The organism is Pseudovibrio sp. Tun.PSC04-5.I4 (assembly GCF_900104145.1).
GTDB lineage: Bacteria > Pseudomonadota > Alphaproteobacteria > Rhizobiales > Stappiaceae > Pseudovibrio.
Genome location: NZ_FNLB01000006.1, coordinates 2,650,780 through 2,668,758 on the forward strand (window position 1 = coordinate 2,650,780; position 17,979 = coordinate 2,668,758).

The following is a 17,979-nucleotide window of genomic DNA, read 5'->3' on the forward strand; positions in this document are numbered from 1 at the left end:
CACCCTAGGCATTATTTCAGCATGATATTTCACATTAAAGGAATTCTCAGGCTATGAATAATTTTCCAATTTTGATGTCTAAGCGCTTGCATTTGAGAGCCTACCGCGATAGTGACCGCGCCAAGCTTTTAGAGTTCCTCTCGGATTTTAATATCTCCAAGATGCTGACGCCTGTCACTTTTCCTTATAGCGAGGAAGACGCGCAGGCGTGGATCGACTTCAATATATCCGCAGACCCGTCACAGACGGTGAATTGGGTGATTGATGATGGGTCTGGTCTTATTGGCACGGTTGGCGCGAACAATTAAAACGGTTCAGCGACATTCGGCTATTGGCTGGGCAAGCCCTTTTAGGGCCAAGGGTATATGAGCGAGGCTGCGGCAACAGCCTTGCACTATCTCTTCCATCAAACTGATCAGCAGCTTCTTAGGGCCGGTGTATTTAAAGAGAACCCGATTTCCCAACGGATCTTAACAAGGCTTGGTTTTGAGATAGTTGGTGAAGAGTTGAAACAAAGCCGCGCTCGCGGCAAAGAGCTGATCCCCCACTATCTCCTCGAATTATGTAAGGAGCGCTTTCGCGAAACTGCGAAAGGTGCCCAAAGAACAATAAGAAGAGATGGCGATGTTTCCGGAGCTGCATTCCGAGCGGTTGATACTACGTGATTTTCGTAAGAGCGATTTCGACATTCACAATGAATTTCTGAGTGACTTCGATGTGAGTAAGATGCTCACCGTGGTTCCGCACCCTTACACTAAGGATGATGGCGAATGGTGGTTTGACCATTGCCTCACCACACCACACAATGAAGAGATCAACTGGGTTATCGACAACGGCGAAGGTTTGGTCGGTGTCATCGGCATTCGTAATGTATCGACCACCCCGCATCTTGGCTATTGGTTGGCGAAGTCTGCATGGGGCAAGGGTTATGCGAGTGAAGCAACCAACATGGTTTGCGATTACGTATTTAACCGCCTGAGTGCCTTGGCTATGAATACCGGCCTGTTCACCATCAACCCGAAATCTTTGAATGTACTTCAGAAGAACGGGTTTGAGGTTACTGGCGAGACCAAGGAAAAGAACCGGGCTCGTGGTGATATCGAGATGGACTATACAACGGTCACACTCACCAAAGACCGCTGGCAAGCAATGCAGGCCATCGCAGCTTAAAGCTTGGTATCGTCTCTTATGCATCAGTAAAGGCTTGCGACCCAACCGGGTTGCGGGCCTTTTGGCTGTTCTTATGGGCCTTGTAAGCGCCGTAACAGAGCGATTTTTTGGCCAGGCTAGTAATAAAATTAGCCAGAATTGTCGTTGTAGACTTGGCTCCACGGCAATAGGGCTTTAAGACGGCTCTCAAAGAACGTCACAGACGGACGAAAGAGAATAATATGAAATTCCTTGATCAGGCAAAGATCTATGTAAAGTCCGGTGACGGCGGCGCAGGCAGCGTTAGTTTCCGGCGTGAGAAATATGTAGCAGAAGGCGGCCCAGACGGCGGCGACGGTGGTCGCGGTGGTGATGTATGGGTTGAATGCGCTGACGGCCTGAATACGCTGATTGATTACCGCTATTCGCAGCACTTCAAAGCTAAAATTGGTATGCACGGCATGGGCCGCAACAGAACCGGCGCCAAAGGCGACGATGTTGTGCTCCGCGTTCCGGTTGGAACTGAAATTCTGGATGAAGACAACGAGACCGTTGTTGCAGATATGACGAGAGTCGGTCAACGCCTGCTCCTGATGAAGGGCGGCAATGGCGGGTTTGGTAATGCGCACTTTAAATCCTCAAAAAATCAGGCACCACGCCACGCCAATCCGGGCCTTGAAGGCGAAGAGAAGTGGATCTGGCTGCGCTTGAAGCTGATTGCGGATGCTGGCCTTGTTGGTTTACCAAACGCTGGTAAGTCCACTTTCCTCGCCGCTGTTTCAGCGGCACGTCCGAAGATTGCGGATTACCCGTTCACGACTTTGCACCCGAACCTTGGTGTTTGTGAACTTGATGGCCGCGGGTTTGTGCTGGCTGATATTCCGGGCCTTATCCGTGGCGCGTCTCTGGGTCAGGGTCTTGGAGACCGTTTCCTCGGCCATATCGAGCGGACACGCGTTCTGCTGCACCTTGTCGATGGCTCTGGTGTTGAAGACCCGGCAGATGCATACCACACCATTCGTGGTGAGCTGGAAGCCTACGGTCATGGCCTTGGTGAAAAGACTGAAATTGTGTGTCTTTCCAAAGCTGACTCCTTGACGGACGAACTGCGCGAAGAGCGTTTTAAAGCGCTCGAAGAAGCTTGTGGCCAGACACCACTTGTCATTTCTGCTGCCAGTGGTGAAAACATCGATACGGCTCAACGTATGGTCATTCGCGCCATTGACAAAAACAAGCAGGAAGAGGCAAAAGCCCTTCTTACCGACAAGATTGAGGAATGGCGTCCCTAATGGCTCGAAGCCTGAGCGACTATAAGCGCATCACTGTCAAAATCGGCTCAGCTCTACTGGTTGAAAATGGCCGCTTGAAACGAGACTGGCTGGAATCTCTGGCAGATGACCTGCAAGCTCTTTCCGAGGCCGGAAAAGAAGTGCTGGTTGTTTCCTCTGGTTCCATCGCTCTTGGTCGTGGTGTGTTGGGTTTGCCGTCTGGTCCGCTGAAGCTGGAGCAGGCGCAAGCCGCTGCTTCTGTCGGTCAGATTGCACTTGCTCAGGCTTACTCTGAAATTCTCGGCGAACGGGGTCTGACTGCTGGTCAGATCCTGCTGACCCTTGGAGATACAGAGGAACGTCGCCGCTACCTCAATGCGCGTGAAACCATTGGCACCCTGCTGAAAATGGGCGCTGTACCGATCATCAACGAGAACGACACTGTTGCGACCTCCGAAATCCGGTATGGCGATAATGACCGTCTTGGCGCCCGTGTGGCGACAATGGCGAGTGCGGACCTCTTGGTGCTGCTCTCTGATGTTGATGGCCTTTATACTGCTGCGCCGCAAAAGGATCCCAATGCGATCTTTTTGCCGGAAGTTCCACAGGTCACACAAGAGATTGAAGCGATGGCCGGTTCTGCTGGCTCTGCGTTTTCCTCTGGCGGCATGAAAACCAAGATCGATGCGGCGAAAATCTCGCAATCTGCCGGGACCACCATGATTATTGCCAGCGGCAAGACCATGAACCCGCTGACTGCGATTGAGAATGGCGCACGCGCAACTTGGTTCCCTGCTCCCTCTTCTCCCTCGCGAGCTCGGAAGACGTGGATCAGCGGTCACTTGAAACCACATGGTACAGTGCAATTGGATGCAGGTGCATTAAAGGCCGTTAAAGCTGGCAAGAGCTTGCTGCCTGCTGGCGTGACCAAAGTTGACGGCACATTCACTCGCGGGGATGCGGTACGTCTTTTAAATGCTGATGGCCATGATGTGGGCCGGGGCCTTATTGCCTATGATTACGGCGAGGCCTCTCTCATCATTGGGCGCAACAGCAGGGAAATTGAAGCTATTATCGGTTATGCGGGGCGCGCAGAGATGATCCATACAGATGATCTTGTGCTCTCAACTTCTGATTTGGATAATTGATAGAAACTGTTTAGGTTGAAGAGCTTCAACCGGCGATGATTTAAGGGTTTTGCAGATGCTGACTAGTTCTGAAACAGCAAATGCGGGAAATACCAGCATTTGTGACCTGATGGCGACCATTGGCAAGAAAGCACGCGCGGCAGCTCGTGTTCTTGCAATTGCTCCCACAAGCCAAAAGAACAAAGGCCTGGAGGCAATGGCTGCTGCTGTTCGCGCTGCAACTCCGCAAATCCTCGCTGCCAATGCTCTTGATCTGGACGCAATGACGGCCAACAATCAGCAAACCTCCTTTATTGATCGCGGCACCTTAAACGAAGAGCGCATTGAAGCCATTGCTGGCGCACTGGAAGACATTTCCAAGCTGGACGATCCGGTTGGCAGCAATATTGCTCAATGGACCCGCCCAAACGGACTGGACATCTCCCGCGTACGGACACCCCTTGGTGTGATCGGCGTGGTTTATGAAAGCCGTCCCAATGTGACAGCTGATGCTGGCGCCCTGTGCCTGAAAGCGGGCAATGCGGTTATTCTGCGCGGTGGTTCTGACACCATCAACTCCAACCTTGCCATTTATAAGGCTCTGCAATCCGGACTGGCTGATGCTGGCTTGCCTGTTGATGCAATTCAAGTTGTACCGGTGAAAGACCGCGCTGCCGTGGGCGAAATGCTAAAAGGTCTGAATGGCAATCTGGATGTGATCATTCCACGTGGCGGCAAAAGCCTTGTGGCACGGGTGCAGGAGGAAGCTCGCGTGCCGGTGTTTGCCCACCTTGAGGGGCTGGTTCACATTTTCATCGATAAGAACGCCGATCTGGATAAAGCGGTAGACATTGTTGTGAATTCTAAACTGCGACGCACAGGCATTTGTGGCGCGGCTGAAACTTTGTTGGTGGACGAAGCAGTTGCTGCGACACACCTGCCTCCAATCCTTGCTGCACTTCGGCAGAAGGGCTGTGAAATTCGCGGTGATGAAGAAGTGTTGATGCTTTACCCGAGCGCGAAGGAGGCTTCTGCGGAAGATTGGGCGACAGAATATCTGGCCGCTATTATCTCCGTGAAGATTGTTGGCGGTCTGGTTGATGCAATTGAGCACATCAGTGAATACGGCTCCAACCACACCGACTGCATCATCACCGAGGATCAGGTTGCGGCTCAAAAATTCCTCGCAGAAGTGGATTCCGCAATTGTTCTTCACAATGCATCCACACAGTTTGCAGATGGCGGAGAGTTTGGTATGGGCGCAGAAATTGGCATCGCCACAGGCCGTATGCATGCACGTGGTCCGGTAGGTGTTGAGCAGCTGACCAGCTTCAAATATGTCGTTCGCGGGACTGGCCAAACCCGTCCATGATCGTAACAGACCCACAAACCTTTGATAGCCGCGGCAAGCTGGGAGAGGTGCCACCTTCCTGGCTGCGCCTGCCCTATGCAGCTGACGGAAATCGCATTGGATTGTTTGGCGGTTCCTTCAATCCTCCGCATCCCGGCCATTTTCTGGTGGCTGAAACCGCCCTGCGCCGGCTGGAGTTGGATCAGATCTGGTGGTTGGTTACGCCCGGCAATCCGCTAAAATCCCGCCACGAACTGACATCTTTGGAAGAGCGGGTATGTGCGACAAAAGCGCTGGCGCGGCACCCACGCATGAAGGTGACGGCTTTTGAAGCTGTTCTCGGCACCTCTTATACAGCAAGCACTTTGAAGAGTTTGCGGCGTATCCGACCAAGGTTGAACTTTGTCTGGGTGATGGGTGCAGACAATCTCGCAAATTTTCACCATTGGCAAAACTGGCAGAGCATTATAGAAGGGGTGCCTGTGGCAATCGTTGACAGGCCTAAAGCGACGCTTTCGTCTCTTTCAGCTCGCGTTTGCCAGAGGTATGCCTTTGCTCAGATAAAAGAGGAAAGTGCACGCCAGCTGCCTGAGTGCAAAGCCCCTTGCTGGACCATTCTACATGGCCCGCTAGACGAAACCTCCTCCACTTTACTGAGGGATAGAGGACACGCCTAAGGGAAACTTGCGCGGTTTGCAGCGACAAGTGTCTTGAAAATGCCATAGGGACCTGAGTATTCTTCTTGACGGAAGGCTTGAGTTTGTGCATTCCAAGCTATCTTACATGGCAGATGCAATCTGCTTATCTTTAACCATGGCGAGGGCGCTTAGCTGACCATGATAACTCAACATGAAGGGACGGACACCATCGCTCCTCTTCAACCGCACGACACCTCCGAAAACGGGGATGTGCTTGCACTGATCGTCAAAAGCCTGGATGACTCCAAGGCTGAAGAGATCGTATCCGTAGATCTTGCTGGCAAGTCTGCATTGGCTGACTACATGGTTGTGGCTTCTGGCCGCTCACATCGCCATGTTGGCGCTGTTGCTGACCACTTGCTCCGTGATCTGAAACTGGCAGGCTACACCGGTGCCCGCATTGAAGGCATGCCGCATTGTGACTGGGTGCTCATCGATATCGGTGATGCAATCATTCACATTTTCCGCCCAGAAGTCCGCAGTTTCTACAATATCGAGAAAATGTGGTCCGCGGATAGCACTGAGCCGACACAGTTCATCGGATAATACCTGACCTCCTTTGAGGTCCGGTGTTTTGCGCTGCTTAATCCAACTGCCATTTCTATGAGATGGCGGTTTTGAATTAGTGCGCGCTTTTGTGGGTTAACCTGCTTGCCTCTGAACTGACGGAAAACCGTCATTCAACCCTCGGAGACTTCATGAAAGTCACGATTGCCTGCGTTGGCAAAATGAAAGCTGGCGCGGAAAAGGACATGTGTGAACGCTATCTGGACCGTGCGCGTAAAGCGGGCCGGTCCGTTGGCGTTACATCTGTGTCTGTGGTTGAATTTACAGAAAGCCGGGCTGCCCGCACAACCGAGCGAAAAGACGAAGAAGCGCAGTTTCTGCTCAATGCGCTTCCTTCTGGCGCGATCCTTATTGCGCTGGATGAGCACGGCAAAGCCCTTTCCAGTGAGGTGTTTGCTAAAAAGGTTGGTGACTGGGCTGATCAAGGCACCTCTGACATTGTGCTGGCCATTGGTGGTGCTGACGGGCATGGACAAGCCCTTTTGCAACGCGCTGACCTAAAGCTCGCTCTTGGTTCCATGACATGGCCGCATCAAATGGTGCGGATTATGTGCGGCGAGCAAATCTATCGTGCCATCACAATTTTAACTGGCCACCCCTACCACCGTGCCTGATTTCGCTGGTGGTGCCTGCATGCCTCTCTAAAATCCCCACGCAAGACCATGTACAAGTTCAGCCTGTAAGAGGATTGGCAGTGTTGTGGATATTGATGTTTCCCGTGTAAGTCGCTAAGCCTTCAAACGTGGTTGACACTTCCTTAACGCTGTCTGTTCATTATCCTCAGCGTTGACCATTCAAGTAGCCTATTAGCTGCTTGTTTTGGCTAGTTGTTTTATGCGTGTTCTTTTCAGAAAATCAGGCCCTTTCTGGGAATGCGCTTTAGGAGTTCAGTTGTTGCGTCTCAGAGGAAGCCGGATCCTCCAGTTGGTGACAAGTTTCGTCTTGTTTTTTGTGGTTGCTGTTGGGCTGCCGCTGCAAGGCACTGCGCAAAAGCTGACAAATATCTCCCTGAAAGTTGACCAGAAAGACCCAGCTGCTGAAGCGCTGAAACTCAAGCAGGCGCGTGAATATGAGTTGCGCGATCTGAACGAGAACATCTCTCTTTCTTCTGAGAAGCGGGAGGAAATTCAGCGTTCTATTCGTGCGTTGGAGCGCGATGGCGAGAGTCTGAATGGGGAATTGATCCGCACCGGCGAGCGCATGAAGAAGCTGGAGAACCAGCTGGAAGCCACGGAAGCGCGCTTGGGGCGCCACCGCAAAAACGAGCAATCTGTTCGCGCGTCATTGAATGAACGCAAAGATATTTTAGCTGAAGTTCTGAGTGCTCTGCAACGGATTGGTCATCGGCCTCCCCCTGCAATGGTCGTGCGCCCTCAAGATGCTCTTGGTGCCGTGCGCAGCGCTATTTTGCTCAACTCAATCATGCCCGAAGTGCGGATTGAGGCGGAGGCTTTGGCCAGTGACCTTGCTGAACTGACAAGGTTGAGGGCAAAAATTGAAGCAGAGCGCAACAGAGTTCGAAGTGGTGCAATTCAGATGGCAGAAGAACGCCATCGTGTTGAATTACTTTTAGAAAAGAAAAAGTCAGCACGGCAAGATAGCCTCGCAGCGCTGGAAGCCGAGAAGGCTCGCGCAAAGGAACTTGCCCAGAAGGCAACCTCTTTGAAAGAGTTGCTTGCTAACCTTGAACGAGACGTGGAAAGCAGCAGACGCGCAGCGGAAGCAGCGCGACTTGCGGACATAGAACGGCAAGACCGGATTGCTTCCGGTGACCCGTTTGCTGACCCAAGCCGATTAAAACCGGTTGTTGCTTTTGCGGACACCCTTGGGCTTTTGCCTGATCCGGTATCCGGCACACTACTACAAGACTTTGGGGTTGCGGATGGTTTTGGGAATACGACCACTGGTCAATCCATTGCAACGCGCCCTAACGCCCAAGTCACCTCCCCCACTGATGGATGGGTGGTGTATGCAGGGGATTTCCGCTCTTACGGGCAGATGGTAATTGTAAATGCAGGCGGCGGGCACCATGTCCTGTTGTCTGGTATGGACAACATCATGGTTGAGCTAGGGCAATTCATTCTAGCCGGTGAACCAGTCGCTAAAATGGGAGAAACGCGCCTCGCAAGCGCTAATAACCTTAATTTTAGTTTGGATCAGCCGGTTTTATATGTAGAATTCAGGAAAGACGGCACTGCAATCGACCCCAGCCCATGGTGGTCTCGCGCCGAAAACGAAAAGGTTCGCGGATGATACGGAAAGCATCGTTCTTGCTGATTGGCGTGGTCATGGGGGCTACGGCGGTCGTAACATACTCTCAGGTCCCGTTCAGGTTTGCTGAGCCAGCAGCAGCTGCGTCTCCCGATACGTACAATCAGCTTAATCTGTTTGGAGACGTTTTTGAGCGTGTACGCTCTGATTATGTTGAGGAGCCAACAGACTCCAAGCTGATCGAGACCGCGATCAACGGCATGCTTACAAGCCTTGATCCACACTCCAGCTACCTGCCACCAAAAAGCTTCCGCGATATGCAGGTGCAGACGCGCGGCGAGTTTGGCGGTCTTGGTATTGAAGTGACTATGGAAGACGGCCTTGTGAAGGTTGTTGCTCCTATTGACGATACTCCGGCGTATAAAGCGGGCGTACAGCCTGGTGATCTGATTACCCATCTTGATGGGGAACAGGTTATGGGCCTTACCTTGAACGAAGCCGTTGAGAAAATGCGCGGTCTGGTGAATACAGACATCATCATTACCGTGCGTCGTGAAGGTATCAACGAACCAACCGATATTACAATAACACGTGACGTGATCCGCATCCGCTCTGTTCGGTGGAACAAAGAAGAGGATGTCGGGTATATTCGCATCACGCAGTTCAATGAACAGACCTTTGAAGGCCTTGAAAACGCTGTTAAAGAACTAACAGCCGAGATTGGCGAAGATAAACTGAAGGGCTTTGTGCTGGATCTGCGCAACAACCCAGGTGGTTTGCTTGATCAGGCGATTGCCGTTTCTGACGCCTTCCTGAACCGTGGTGAAATTGTTTCCACCCGTGGCCGGAATGCAGAAGAAACCCAGCGCTACAACGCTCGCATTGGTGACCTGACTGAAGGTTCTCCTGTGATCGTTCTGATGAATGGCGGTTCTGCTTCAGCTTCTGAAATTGTAGCCGGTGCGCTGCAGGATCATCGCCGTGCAACAATCCTTGGCACGCGTTCCTTCGGTAAGGGGTCTGTTCAAACCATTATCCCACTTGGTGCGAATGGTGCGATCCGTCTGACGACCGCCCGTTACTACACGCCTTCTGGCAACTCCATTCAGGCTAAGGGTATCCGCCCGGACATCGTTTCCTTGCAGGAACTTCCTGAAGAGCTGAAAGGCCGCGCAGAGACCAAGGGCGAAGCTGGTCTTCGTGGTCACCTTCAAGCTGAAGAAGGCGATGAAGGTTCTGGTAGCCAGGCTTATGTGCCGCAGGACAAAGACAAGGATGTGCAGCTGAATTTGGCGAAAGCTCTGCTTCGCGGCGAGAAGACTGATACAGCCTTCCCACCAGCAGCTGACAGTGCAGCAAACACATCTAACTAAATGACAGGATAAAAGCCCGCCGCGCCTAACACCATATGTTTAGCGCGGTGGCTCTATATTGAAACAACCGGCCTTAGCTTTGTTCTGGCCAAACTGCTTTATTTTTTTGTTTTAGAGCGTATTCTTCTTTGAAAACCGGAGGCACTTTCCGGGAGTACGTTTAAGTGGTGGGGGCACCAATGGCTGGGAGCGACTTGACAGCTCCGCTTGGAATGAACAAGCGTGGAGGCATTAGACGACTGCCACTTGGGCTGGTCGGCGTCGCTATTATGACCGTTGTTCTCACTACAGGTTTTATCTGGATTGGCATTGTTGATGACCCCAATGGGGGGAGCCAATGACAACCATTAAGCTTTCGAGTGCTATTGATGGTGTTGCGCCCAGCGATATTGAGATAGTCAATCTGCCAGATCGTGCTCAGCTGGAACAGGCAGAAGCGCAAAAACCTGGATCTAGTGGCTTTGTCGGCCTACCCGGCAGCAAACAACGCCAACAAACACTTGGCAACAACCTCACCAATCAAGCCAATGGCCCAACACCTTTGATTGAGCTTGCTCGCAAAGCCGGTTATGACGGCTTGGATGGCGGGTTCTCTGGCGAAACGCTTTCAATAGATCCGGTTGAGCAGTTGTTGGAACCAAGCTCCTACGGTGCTCTTCCCAAAATTTCAGAGGAAGGCATTCGTCCGCTTGATGCTTATGCCCGCAGGCCTAATCCTGCGACACTGACCCAAGCTCGCATCGCTATTCTGGTCAATGGCGTTGGCCTCAATTCGGATATGACCATCAAGGCTATCGAAGATCTGCCCTCCGATATCTCATTGGCGCTCTCTCCTTATGGAGATGATGTCGACAACTGGATGCAGGCGGCACGTTTATCAGGACACGAAGTTCTGCTGCAAACGCCGATGGAGCCCTTTGACTATCCAGATAATGATGCTGGCCCACAAAGCCTGCTTATTGGCTTGAGCGCAAAGCAGAATGATGACCGTCTTGCGTGGATTTTGGGACAAACCAGTAATTACGTTGGGCTTGTGAACTTAATGGGTGACCGGTTTACCTCCAACGAGAAGTATATGGGCGAATTCCTTGGCAAAGTACGCGACCGCGGGTTGATGTATGTAGATGATGGAACCTCTCCCCGCTCCAAAGCAGGTAAACTGGCGACGAGCCAGCAGGTTCCGTTTGTGCAAGCTGATCTTGTGCTTGATCTTAATCTGAGCTCTGAAGGCATTGGCACGCAGTTGCTGGAGCTTGAGACAATCGCACGTCAGCGCGGCATAGCGGTTGCCACGGCGACGGCGTTTCCAGTGACATTGAATGCTTTGCAAGTCTGGTCTGAGCGATTGGAAGAACGGGGGCTCTCCCTTGTTCCAATCAGCACCGCGGTGAATGCGGACCGATAAGCGAGTTTACAAAGGCAGCTGGCTTCAAAACTGAGCTGTTTAGTATTTTGTATTCACGTATTTCCTTACCCGTAAATCAGAGACTATTTTCGAGAATACACCTAAGGAACAGGACTAAAATGACTGACTACAGCGCTCTTCCGTTTCGCCCGTGCGTAGGCATTATGCTCATCAACAAAGATGGGCTGGTATGGGCTGGTAAGCGTTATGGCGATAAGCAGCCAATCCCTGAAGATTTTGCCTGGCAAATGCCTCAGGGTGGGTTGGACAAGGGCGAAGACCCGCATGAGGCTGCCAAACGCGAGCTTTATGAAGAAACCTCGGTCACATCCATCACTCTGCTTTCCGAAGTTTCTGAGTGGATCTCCTATGATTTCCCTGAGGAAATTCAACGTAATATGCGCAAGGCAAAATACCGCGGCCAGAAGCAACGTTGGTTCGCTTTCCGTTTTGAGGGTGATGACAGCGAGATCAACATTCTGACACCGCCAGAGGGACATGCTCAGGAATTTTGTGAGTGGCGCTGGGAGAAGGCGGAAAACCTGCCGGGTCTGGTTATTCCCTTCAAAAAGCAAGTCTATGTGGATGTTGTAGCCGCATTTTCTGAGTTTACTGTTTGATTGAGAAAAATGCTGTCTTCAGGTTTAAGTACAAGTAATTTAGGACAAAAGCATGAGCCGTTTCTGGAGCCCAATCGTTGAAAAACTGGTGCCTTACACTCCGGGTGAACAGCCAAAGCATCAGTCCTTTATCAAGCTCAACACCAACGAAAATCCTTATGGCCCCTCTCCCCTTGCGTTGGAGGCGATCCGCTCCGCAAGTGATGATGGGCTCAGGCTTTATCCAGACCCTGCCGCGGCTGATCTGAGAGCGGCGATTGCTTCAACCCTTAAGCTGGATGCAAGCCATGTGTTTGCAGGCAATGGCAGTGATGAAGTGCTGGCCCATGCCTTCAACGCCTTCTTCAGTGGTAGAGACCCGATCCTGTTCGCTGATATCACCTACAGTTTTTACAAAACCTACTGTGAGCTTTTTTCCATCGACCATCGGAAAGTCCCACTCACTGAGGATTTTCAGATCAACCCGCAGGATTACATAGGTTCTTGTGGTGGCGTGGTGATTGCCAACCCCAACGCTCCAACTGGCATTGCGATGGGGCTGGAAAGTATTGAGCAGATACTCCAGCAGAACCGCGATGTCGTTGTGCTTGTTGATGAAGCCTATGTGGATTTTGGCGGCGACAGCGCGGTGGGACTTGTGACGCACTATGAGAACCTGATTGTAACGCAGACTTTCTCGAAATCTCGCAGTCTGGCGGGTATGCGTGTTGGGTTTGCAGTTGCCCAGCCGCATCTCATTGAAGCACTTCAACGGGTTAAAGACAGTTTCAATTCCTATCCGCTAGGCCGCCTTGCGCAAGTGGGAGCTGTTGCTGCGTGGACTGACTGGGACTGGTTCGATAAGACGCGCAATCTGGTTATAGCCGACCGGGACAGAACATCTGACGCTCTCAAGAAGCTGGGTTTTGAGGTCTTATCGTCCGCAACCAACTTCGTTTTTGCATCGCATGAGCACATTCCAGCTGAGAGGCTCCTTTCAGGCTTGCGAGAGCGCGGCATTCTTGTTCGCCACTTCAAGCAGGAACCGATTAGAAACTGGCTCAGGATTTCTATCGGAACAACCGAGGAATGCGATGCCTTGTTAGAGGCGATAGCGAGTATTGTGGGTGAGTGAATTCGAGTTTTTATCTAAATGTTGTAAAAACTACTTTTGAGTGCAATGCATTTTAGGAATGAGCAAAATGGTTTGGGTTGTAGGTATCGCTGTAATTGCGGTCATTTGGCTTTTTATGGCAACAGGAAAAGCGAAACAACGGACTGATTACCTAATCGAGATATCCGAGAGCATGAGTGAGCAAGATCTTCATGAGCAATTTGATAAATACTACTTTATCGCTCTCGATCAAATGTCCGATCCTATGCATTCACAATTCACCTCAAAACAATCTGATGAAGCCATAGAAAGACTTGTTGTTTATCAAGAGCGGCTTAATCAGATTCACGACTTAGAGCATGGCCCTGCTTGGAGAGTAAAGGCTCGCTTCCAACTACTTAAGCAGCTACGCGACCAAACAAAATAACTCTATCAGAGCGCGAGCTGGGCCCGATCGTCGAAAACATGGCTGTTTGGGGATTGCGCTGGCGCAGCCGACGGATTGTTGCTCAAGATTGCGATGTTGGCGGCTTCATGTGGGACTTCCACCGCACCCTCAGAACGGAGGCTTTGCCAGATGGCGAAACAGTAATCCTTGTGAGCCTGACTGATCGCACCGACTTTGATATGTGGAGGATCATTGCACGCAGCAACAATGTGATTGACCTTTGCACCCAAGACCCAGGTTGGGAGGTTGATGTCTATCTGACAGCCCCTTTTGCAGGCTTAATCACTTTATGGATGGGGAATGCTGTAATTCACGAGGCGATTGATAACAAAACGATTGTTCTGGATGGCCCACGGCATCTTGTCGGCGCCGTCGCAGATTGGATTCCACAATCGCCAATGGTGAATGTGCGGCCTGCAGACCTCGCCAAAAATTCTTAAGCAAGAAAAGTTGTGCCTGATGTTACCCCGACGAACACAGATCCCACTCGACCCTTACCTGCTCGCTTTGTTCGTCCGTGAGGGCTGATGCTTTTTGGGTGGCATATTGCTCAGCAGAGACGAGTTGGGAGAGTGCCCAGATGGCGGAGCAGCGGACGGTTTCGTCTGGGTCATTCAGCAGGTCCAGAACTTGAGGCACTAGCGCTGGTTCTGCGCTGTTGCCTGCTGCGATGAGGCAGTTGCGGATGAAGCGGTTGCGGCCAATGCGTTTGACTGGGTTTCCTGAGAAGAATGTACGGAAGGTTGGGTCATCCAGCTTTAACAGCTCGGTGAGCGCCGGTTCCATAAGATCTTTACGCGCTTGTAGTTTGGCCTCGCTGGCTGATTGGGCGAACTTGTTCCACGGACATACAGAGAGGCAATCATCGCAGCCATAAATGCGATTACCCATATTTTTGCGAAATTCCATGGGAATTGGACCATGGTGCTCAATCGTCAGATAAGAGATGCAACGATTTGCATCCACCTGATAGGGAGCTGGAAACGCGCTGGTTGGGCAGACGGTTAGGCAGCGTTTGCAGTTGCCGCAATGGTCTATTTCCGGCTCATCCAGTGGCAAATCCAGCGTTGAAAAGATTGACCCCAGAAAGAACCATGACCCCAACTCTCGCGAAACGAGGTTGGAGTGTTTGCCTTGCCAACCAAGCCCAGCGGAATGAGCCAGAGGCTTTTCCATGACTGGGGCTGTATCGACGAACACCTTCACATCGCCGCCGCCTTTGGAAACGAGCAGGCTGGCGAGTTCTTTCATCTTGCCTTTGATGATGTCGTGATAATCGCGATTACGGGCGTAGACGGAGATATGAGCTTTATCGGGCTTTGCCCTCATCTCCATTGGGTCCACATCCGGCCCGTAATTCATAGCAAGCATGATGACAGTTCGCGCTTCCGGCCACAGTTCCTGCGGATTTGAACGACGCAACTCGGTCTCCGGCATCCACTCCATCGTGGCGTGGTAGCCTTCCTCGATAAAGTGGTGCAGGCGCTCCGGCGCAAGCGGGATTGCATCCGCAGTGGTGATGCGGATGTCATCAAACCCGATTGCGCGCGCGCGTTTGATCAGATCCGCCTTTACGCGTACGGCCTGAGCTTGCGTTAGCTGAGTATCAGAGTGTGGTTTTAGAAGTCGAGATCCACGTAGGTCTTGGCTGCTGGCATTCCCAGCATCTTGTCCGCTAGAATCGGGCGGAAGCTCGGACGAGATTTCATCCGTGCGTACCAGCTCTTCACGTTTTCGTCCTCGGACCATGGAACTTCACCAAGATAATCTGCACAGGAGAGAAGGCTTGCGGCGGCTAGATCAGCAAAGGTCAATCTGTCCCCTGCCAGCCATTTTCGCGTCGCAGCGAGATATCCAATATAGCGCAGATGGTTCAGCATGTTGATCCGAGCAATCCTGAGAACGCTTGAATCTGGCTGTCCGCCACCCTGGCTATCTGGCATCTCCTGTTTGAAGATGCGTTCATGCACGATGTAGCCAATAACCTCTGAAAGGCATTTTTGCAAAAACCAACAGACGAGACGGCGCGTTTCTGCACGCGCTTCCGGGTGATCAGGCAACAACCGCCTGTTTGGGATGGAATATCCGCGTGTTTCATCGAGATATTCCATGATGACTGTGGGCCCGCTCACAGCGGGGCCATCATTTTCCTTCAGAACGGGCAAAGTACCTGCCGGGTTCATAATAAGAAAGTCACGACGACGTGCCCAAGGATATTCCGTCTGACATTCAAACGGAATTCCATATTCTCCGAGTGCCAAACGTACGAAACGAGACTCTGGAGAGAAAGGATGATGATAGAGCTTGAGCATTGTTCTGATTTATGAGTAAACCTGTAACCAAAAGGTTGCTATAGGAACGTAATTTGTCTCAAAAGAGTCATGAGACACTAAACCCTATTAAAACACGGGGACAACCTTGCCAATAACTCAGGATGAGATTTTCTTGGAGACCGTTCTTTAATGAATACTGACAGTATCGTCGGCGCTTTGCTGCTCGGCATAATCGAGGGCCTGACTGAATTTATTCCGGTTTCCTCAACAGGGCATCTGCTGCTCATCGGGCACTTCATCGGTTTTGAAAGCGAAGGGCGGGCTTTTGAGGTAATGATCCAGCTGGGGGCGATTGGCGCTATCCTGACTGTGTATTTCACACGCCTCACCAGAATTGCAATTGAGCTGCCAACCAGCCCCAAGGCACGGCATTTTACGCTAGGTGTGCTGCTCGCATTTTTGCCCGCCGCTGCAATCGGTGCCTTTGCCTATGATTTCATCAAGCTTGTGTTGTTTGAAACGCCTGCCCTTGTGTGTGTGACGCTTATTTTCGGCGGCATCATCATGTTGTTGGTTGATAAGATGCCATTACAAGTCAAGTACACCAAGGTTGAGGATTACCCGCTCTCCCTGTACATCAAAATCGGCTTTGCGCAGTGTATGGCGATGATTCCGGGCGTCTCGCGCAGTGGTGCAACCATTGTTGCCTCGTTGCTGATGGGCACGGACAAACGTTCTGCAGCGGAGTTCTCGTTCTTCCTCGCCATGCCAACCATGGTTGGGGCGTTTGTGTTCGACTTTTTGAAGAACAAGGATGCGCTGGGGCAAGATGATTGGACGCTGATTGCGATTGGGTTAGTGTCATCGTTTATTGCCGGCTTCTTTGTGGTGCGCAGCTTACTGGATTATGTCTCCAAACACGGGTTTGCCCTGTTTGGCTGGTGGCGCATCATCGTAGGTGGACTTGGGTTGTTCGGCCTTATACTAACGCAAAGTTGAACCACTCAATAAGACACTAATACCCTCCAAAGCGCCGCAGAAAAGCGGCGTTTTTTATTTTAGTTCGGATGCTGGTGTGTGTTTAAAACTGTATCCGGCATTCAGCCAATCCTGAAATCTACCTTGCGTGTCAGGATCACTCAACTCGTAATGAGTAACCGCTCCCACTTTCGGGATGTCCCCTCCTTTGCTTAGCAGCGCCATATCCAGCGTTTGGCAGTTGGTATGGTATATTTCCAGAGTGTCTTTGTCGGTTTTCTGTATGTATGCGGTGTGGGAGATCTTACCCGTTGCATCATCAACAAAATTAAGGATACCGGATTCGTCCACTTTGGTGTGATCGAACTGTTTTTCTACAGTTTCCGGTGAAACCCCCATCAACTCGGGATACCCTTTTGGGTAGCCGTTCACCTTGATTTCACCCATAAGGCTCTGCCGCATAAATTCTGGCAGGTTTCCTTCTATAACCCCAACTTTCATCGCGGCATTGTAGCAAACTGAGGGCCGCCAGCTCTCTCTCTTCTTAGCGTAATTGGCCTCAATGTTACCCTGTAGTTTCTCTTCTGTGACGCGCGTTGTTTCTGGTTTACTTGCGTCCGATGAGGCGAGTGAATCTACTTCATTCCTAAGTTTTTGAAGGCTCTTGGTGCAAGATTTAAGCGCCTTGTTGACATCATCAATGTTGCGGGTTTGAACGCATGCTTCTGCTTGGCTTATTTCCTTTTCTACACCCTCACACATCGCATTAAATTTGCTCAGTTTTTTTGCTCCTGCCTTACTGAAGTATGCGCGTTTCTCAAATTCTGCTTTCCGCTCAGTGTGAGAGATATACTCTGCACGAAATCCGGAGATTTCACCCGCAAGTTCAGCCAGTGCTTTTTCAGCATCATCTATCAAGCCAGACAGGTCCGTAACGCATTTTTGCAGTGCAGATGTCGTAGAGGCCACGGCCTGTTCATTCTTGTCATGGATTGCTGCAACAGCAGCCTTAAGCCCTGACTGCGTAGCTTTATCAGCCTTTTTGAAGGCCGAGCTGAGAGTCTTGTAATTTTTCAGGATGCCGCTTTTTGCATTGAGCTCAGAAATAGATTGTTCAAGTTGAGAGAAATCTGCAACGCCACCAGTAGATGGCTCACCATCTTCGCTTCCTACTGCTCCTTCTCCGCTTTCCATACTAATGCGGAGGAGCTTGAACATTTCCTCTGCCCATTGATGCTCGTCTGGTGTCAGATCGGTTAGTGCCATAGTTTTTATTCCAAGTTTGAAGGCTAGACTTCCACAAGGGGCAAATTACCCGATATTATGCGTTACTCACACGATGGTGGGGGGGCTTTTAGTGCAGGTAGTGAATATTTGCTTAGTTTGTGCAGGTGGTCTTAGATTAAAAATTGAAAAAT

Annotated in this window: 19 protein-coding genes and 1 pseudogene; 17 read left to right on the forward strand and 3 right to left on the reverse strand. The window is 51.2% G+C overall.

All coding sequences use genetic code 11. The features are described from left to right. Positions 1-74: 74 nt before the first annotated feature. From BLS62_RS32250 to BLS62_RS17665, 16 genes and pseudogenes are all read left to right on the forward strand, one after another. Positions 75-665: pseudogene (locus tag BLS62_RS32250) on the forward strand (GNAT family N-acetyltransferase). Then, positions 619-1,170: a GNAT family N-acetyltransferase gene (locus tag BLS62_RS17600; protein WP_208990928.1), complete on the forward strand. Its 552-nt coding sequence runs from the start codon at positions 619-621 to the stop codon at positions 1,168-1,170. Before BLS62_RS32250 ends, BLS62_RS17600 begins: the two are co-directional and overlap by 47 nt. A gap of 221 nt (positions 1,171-1,391) precedes the next feature. Then, the gene (obgE, locus tag BLS62_RS17605) at positions 1,392-2,438 is read left to right on the forward strand and encodes a GTPase ObgE (RefSeq protein ID WP_093183371.1); all 1,047 of its coding nucleotides are present in this window, start codon (positions 1,392-1,394) and stop codon (positions 2,436-2,438) included. Then, positions 2,438-3,565, forward strand: coding sequence for a glutamate 5-kinase (proB, locus tag BLS62_RS17610; protein ID WP_093183372.1), 1,128 nt, complete (start codon positions 2,438-2,440; stop codon positions 3,563-3,565). Before obgE ends, proB begins: the two co-directional genes overlap by 1 nt. Positions 3,566-3,620: 55 nt before the next feature. Next, the gene (locus BLS62_RS17615) at positions 3,621-4,916 is read left to right on the forward strand and encodes a glutamate-5-semialdehyde dehydrogenase (RefSeq protein WP_093183375.1); all 1,296 of its coding nucleotides are present in this window, start codon (positions 3,621-3,623) and stop codon (positions 4,914-4,916) included. Then, entirely contained in the window at positions 4,913-5,572 is a 660-nt protein-coding gene (locus BLS62_RS17620) for a nicotinate-nucleotide adenylyltransferase (RefSeq protein WP_093183377.1), read from the forward strand. Before BLS62_RS17615 ends, BLS62_RS17620 begins: the two co-directional genes overlap by 4 nt. A 159-nt stretch (positions 5,573-5,731) precedes the next feature. After that, positions 5,732-6,139, forward strand: a complete 408-nt coding sequence (rsfS, locus tag BLS62_RS17625; RefSeq protein ID WP_093183380.1) for a ribosome silencing factor — start codon at positions 5,732-5,734, stop codon at positions 6,137-6,139. Between the two features lie 152 nt (positions 6,140-6,291). Next, entirely contained in the window at positions 6,292-6,774 is a 483-nt protein-coding gene (rlmH, locus tag BLS62_RS17630) for a 23S rRNA (pseudouridine(1915)-N(3))-methyltransferase RlmH (RefSeq protein ID WP_093189116.1), read from the forward strand. 277 nt (positions 6,775-7,051) lie between these two features. Next, on the forward strand, positions 7,052-8,413 hold the full coding sequence (locus tag BLS62_RS17635; RefSeq protein WP_208990929.1) for a murein hydrolase activator EnvC family protein: 1,362 nt from the start codon (positions 7,052-7,054) through the stop codon (positions 8,411-8,413). Then, on the forward strand, positions 8,410-9,744 hold the full coding sequence (locus tag BLS62_RS17640; RefSeq protein ID WP_093183382.1) for a S41 family peptidase: 1,335 nt from the start codon (positions 8,410-8,412) through the stop codon (positions 9,742-9,744). Before BLS62_RS17635 ends, BLS62_RS17640 begins: the two co-directional genes overlap by 4 nt. 179 nt (positions 9,745-9,923) lie before the next feature. Next, complete coding sequence (locus BLS62_RS31750; protein WP_208990930.1) at positions 9,924-10,085, forward strand: hypothetical protein; 162 nt, start codon at positions 9,924-9,926, stop codon at positions 10,083-10,085. Then, the gene (locus tag BLS62_RS17645) at positions 10,082-11,149 is read left to right on the forward strand and encodes a divergent polysaccharide deacetylase family protein (RefSeq protein WP_208990931.1); all 1,068 of its coding nucleotides are present in this window, start codon (positions 10,082-10,084) and stop codon (positions 11,147-11,149) included. The genes BLS62_RS31750 and BLS62_RS17645 overlap by 4 nt, the downstream gene beginning before the upstream one ends. Before the next feature lie 119 nt (positions 11,150-11,268). Beyond that, positions 11,269-11,769, forward strand: a complete 501-nt coding sequence (locus BLS62_RS17650) for an RNA pyrophosphohydrolase (protein ID WP_093183384.1) — start codon at positions 11,269-11,271, stop codon at positions 11,767-11,769. Between the two features lie 52 nt (positions 11,770-11,821). Next, positions 11,822-12,883, forward strand: coding sequence for a histidinol-phosphate transaminase (gene hisC / locus BLS62_RS17655; protein WP_093183386.1), 1,062 nt, complete (start codon positions 11,822-11,824; stop codon positions 12,881-12,883). A 67-nt stretch (positions 12,884-12,950) separates the two neighbouring features. Beyond that, on the forward strand, positions 12,951-13,289 hold the full coding sequence (locus BLS62_RS17660) for a hypothetical protein (protein WP_093183388.1): 339 nt from the start codon (positions 12,951-12,953) through the stop codon (positions 13,287-13,289). Between the two features lie 38 nt (positions 13,290-13,327). After that, positions 13,328-13,750: a hypothetical protein gene (locus tag BLS62_RS17665; RefSeq protein ID WP_093183391.1), complete on the forward strand. Its 423-nt coding sequence runs from the start codon at positions 13,328-13,330 to the stop codon at positions 13,748-13,750. 22 nt (positions 13,751-13,772) lie between these two features. Here the strand turns inward: BLS62_RS17665 and queG are convergent, their stop codons facing one another. Both queG and BLS62_RS17675 read right to left on the reverse strand, forming a co-directional pair. Further along, entirely contained in the window at positions 13,773-15,032 is a 1,260-nt protein-coding gene (gene queG, locus BLS62_RS17670; RefSeq protein ID WP_244283646.1) for a tRNA epoxyqueuosine(34) reductase QueG, read from the reverse strand. Further along, the gene (locus BLS62_RS17675) at positions 14,930-15,622 is read right to left on the reverse strand and encodes a glutathione S-transferase family protein (RefSeq protein WP_093183394.1); all 693 of its coding nucleotides are present in this window, start codon (positions 15,620-15,622) and stop codon (positions 14,930-14,932) included. Before BLS62_RS17675 ends, queG begins: the two co-directional genes overlap by 103 nt. 150 nt (positions 15,623-15,772) lie before the next feature. Between BLS62_RS17675 and BLS62_RS17680 the strand changes: the two genes are divergently transcribed. Then, positions 15,773-16,582: an undecaprenyl-diphosphate phosphatase gene (locus BLS62_RS17680; protein ID WP_093183397.1), complete on the forward strand. Its 810-nt coding sequence runs from the start codon at positions 15,773-15,775 to the stop codon at positions 16,580-16,582. Positions 16,583-16,636: 54 nt separating this feature from the next. Here the strand turns inward: BLS62_RS17680 and BLS62_RS17685 are convergent, their stop codons facing one another. Further along, the gene (locus tag BLS62_RS17685; RefSeq protein WP_093183399.1) at positions 16,637-17,827 is read right to left on the reverse strand and encodes a hypothetical protein; all 1,191 of its coding nucleotides are present in this window, start codon (positions 17,825-17,827) and stop codon (positions 16,637-16,639) included. Positions 17,828-17,979 lie beyond the last annotated feature (152 nt).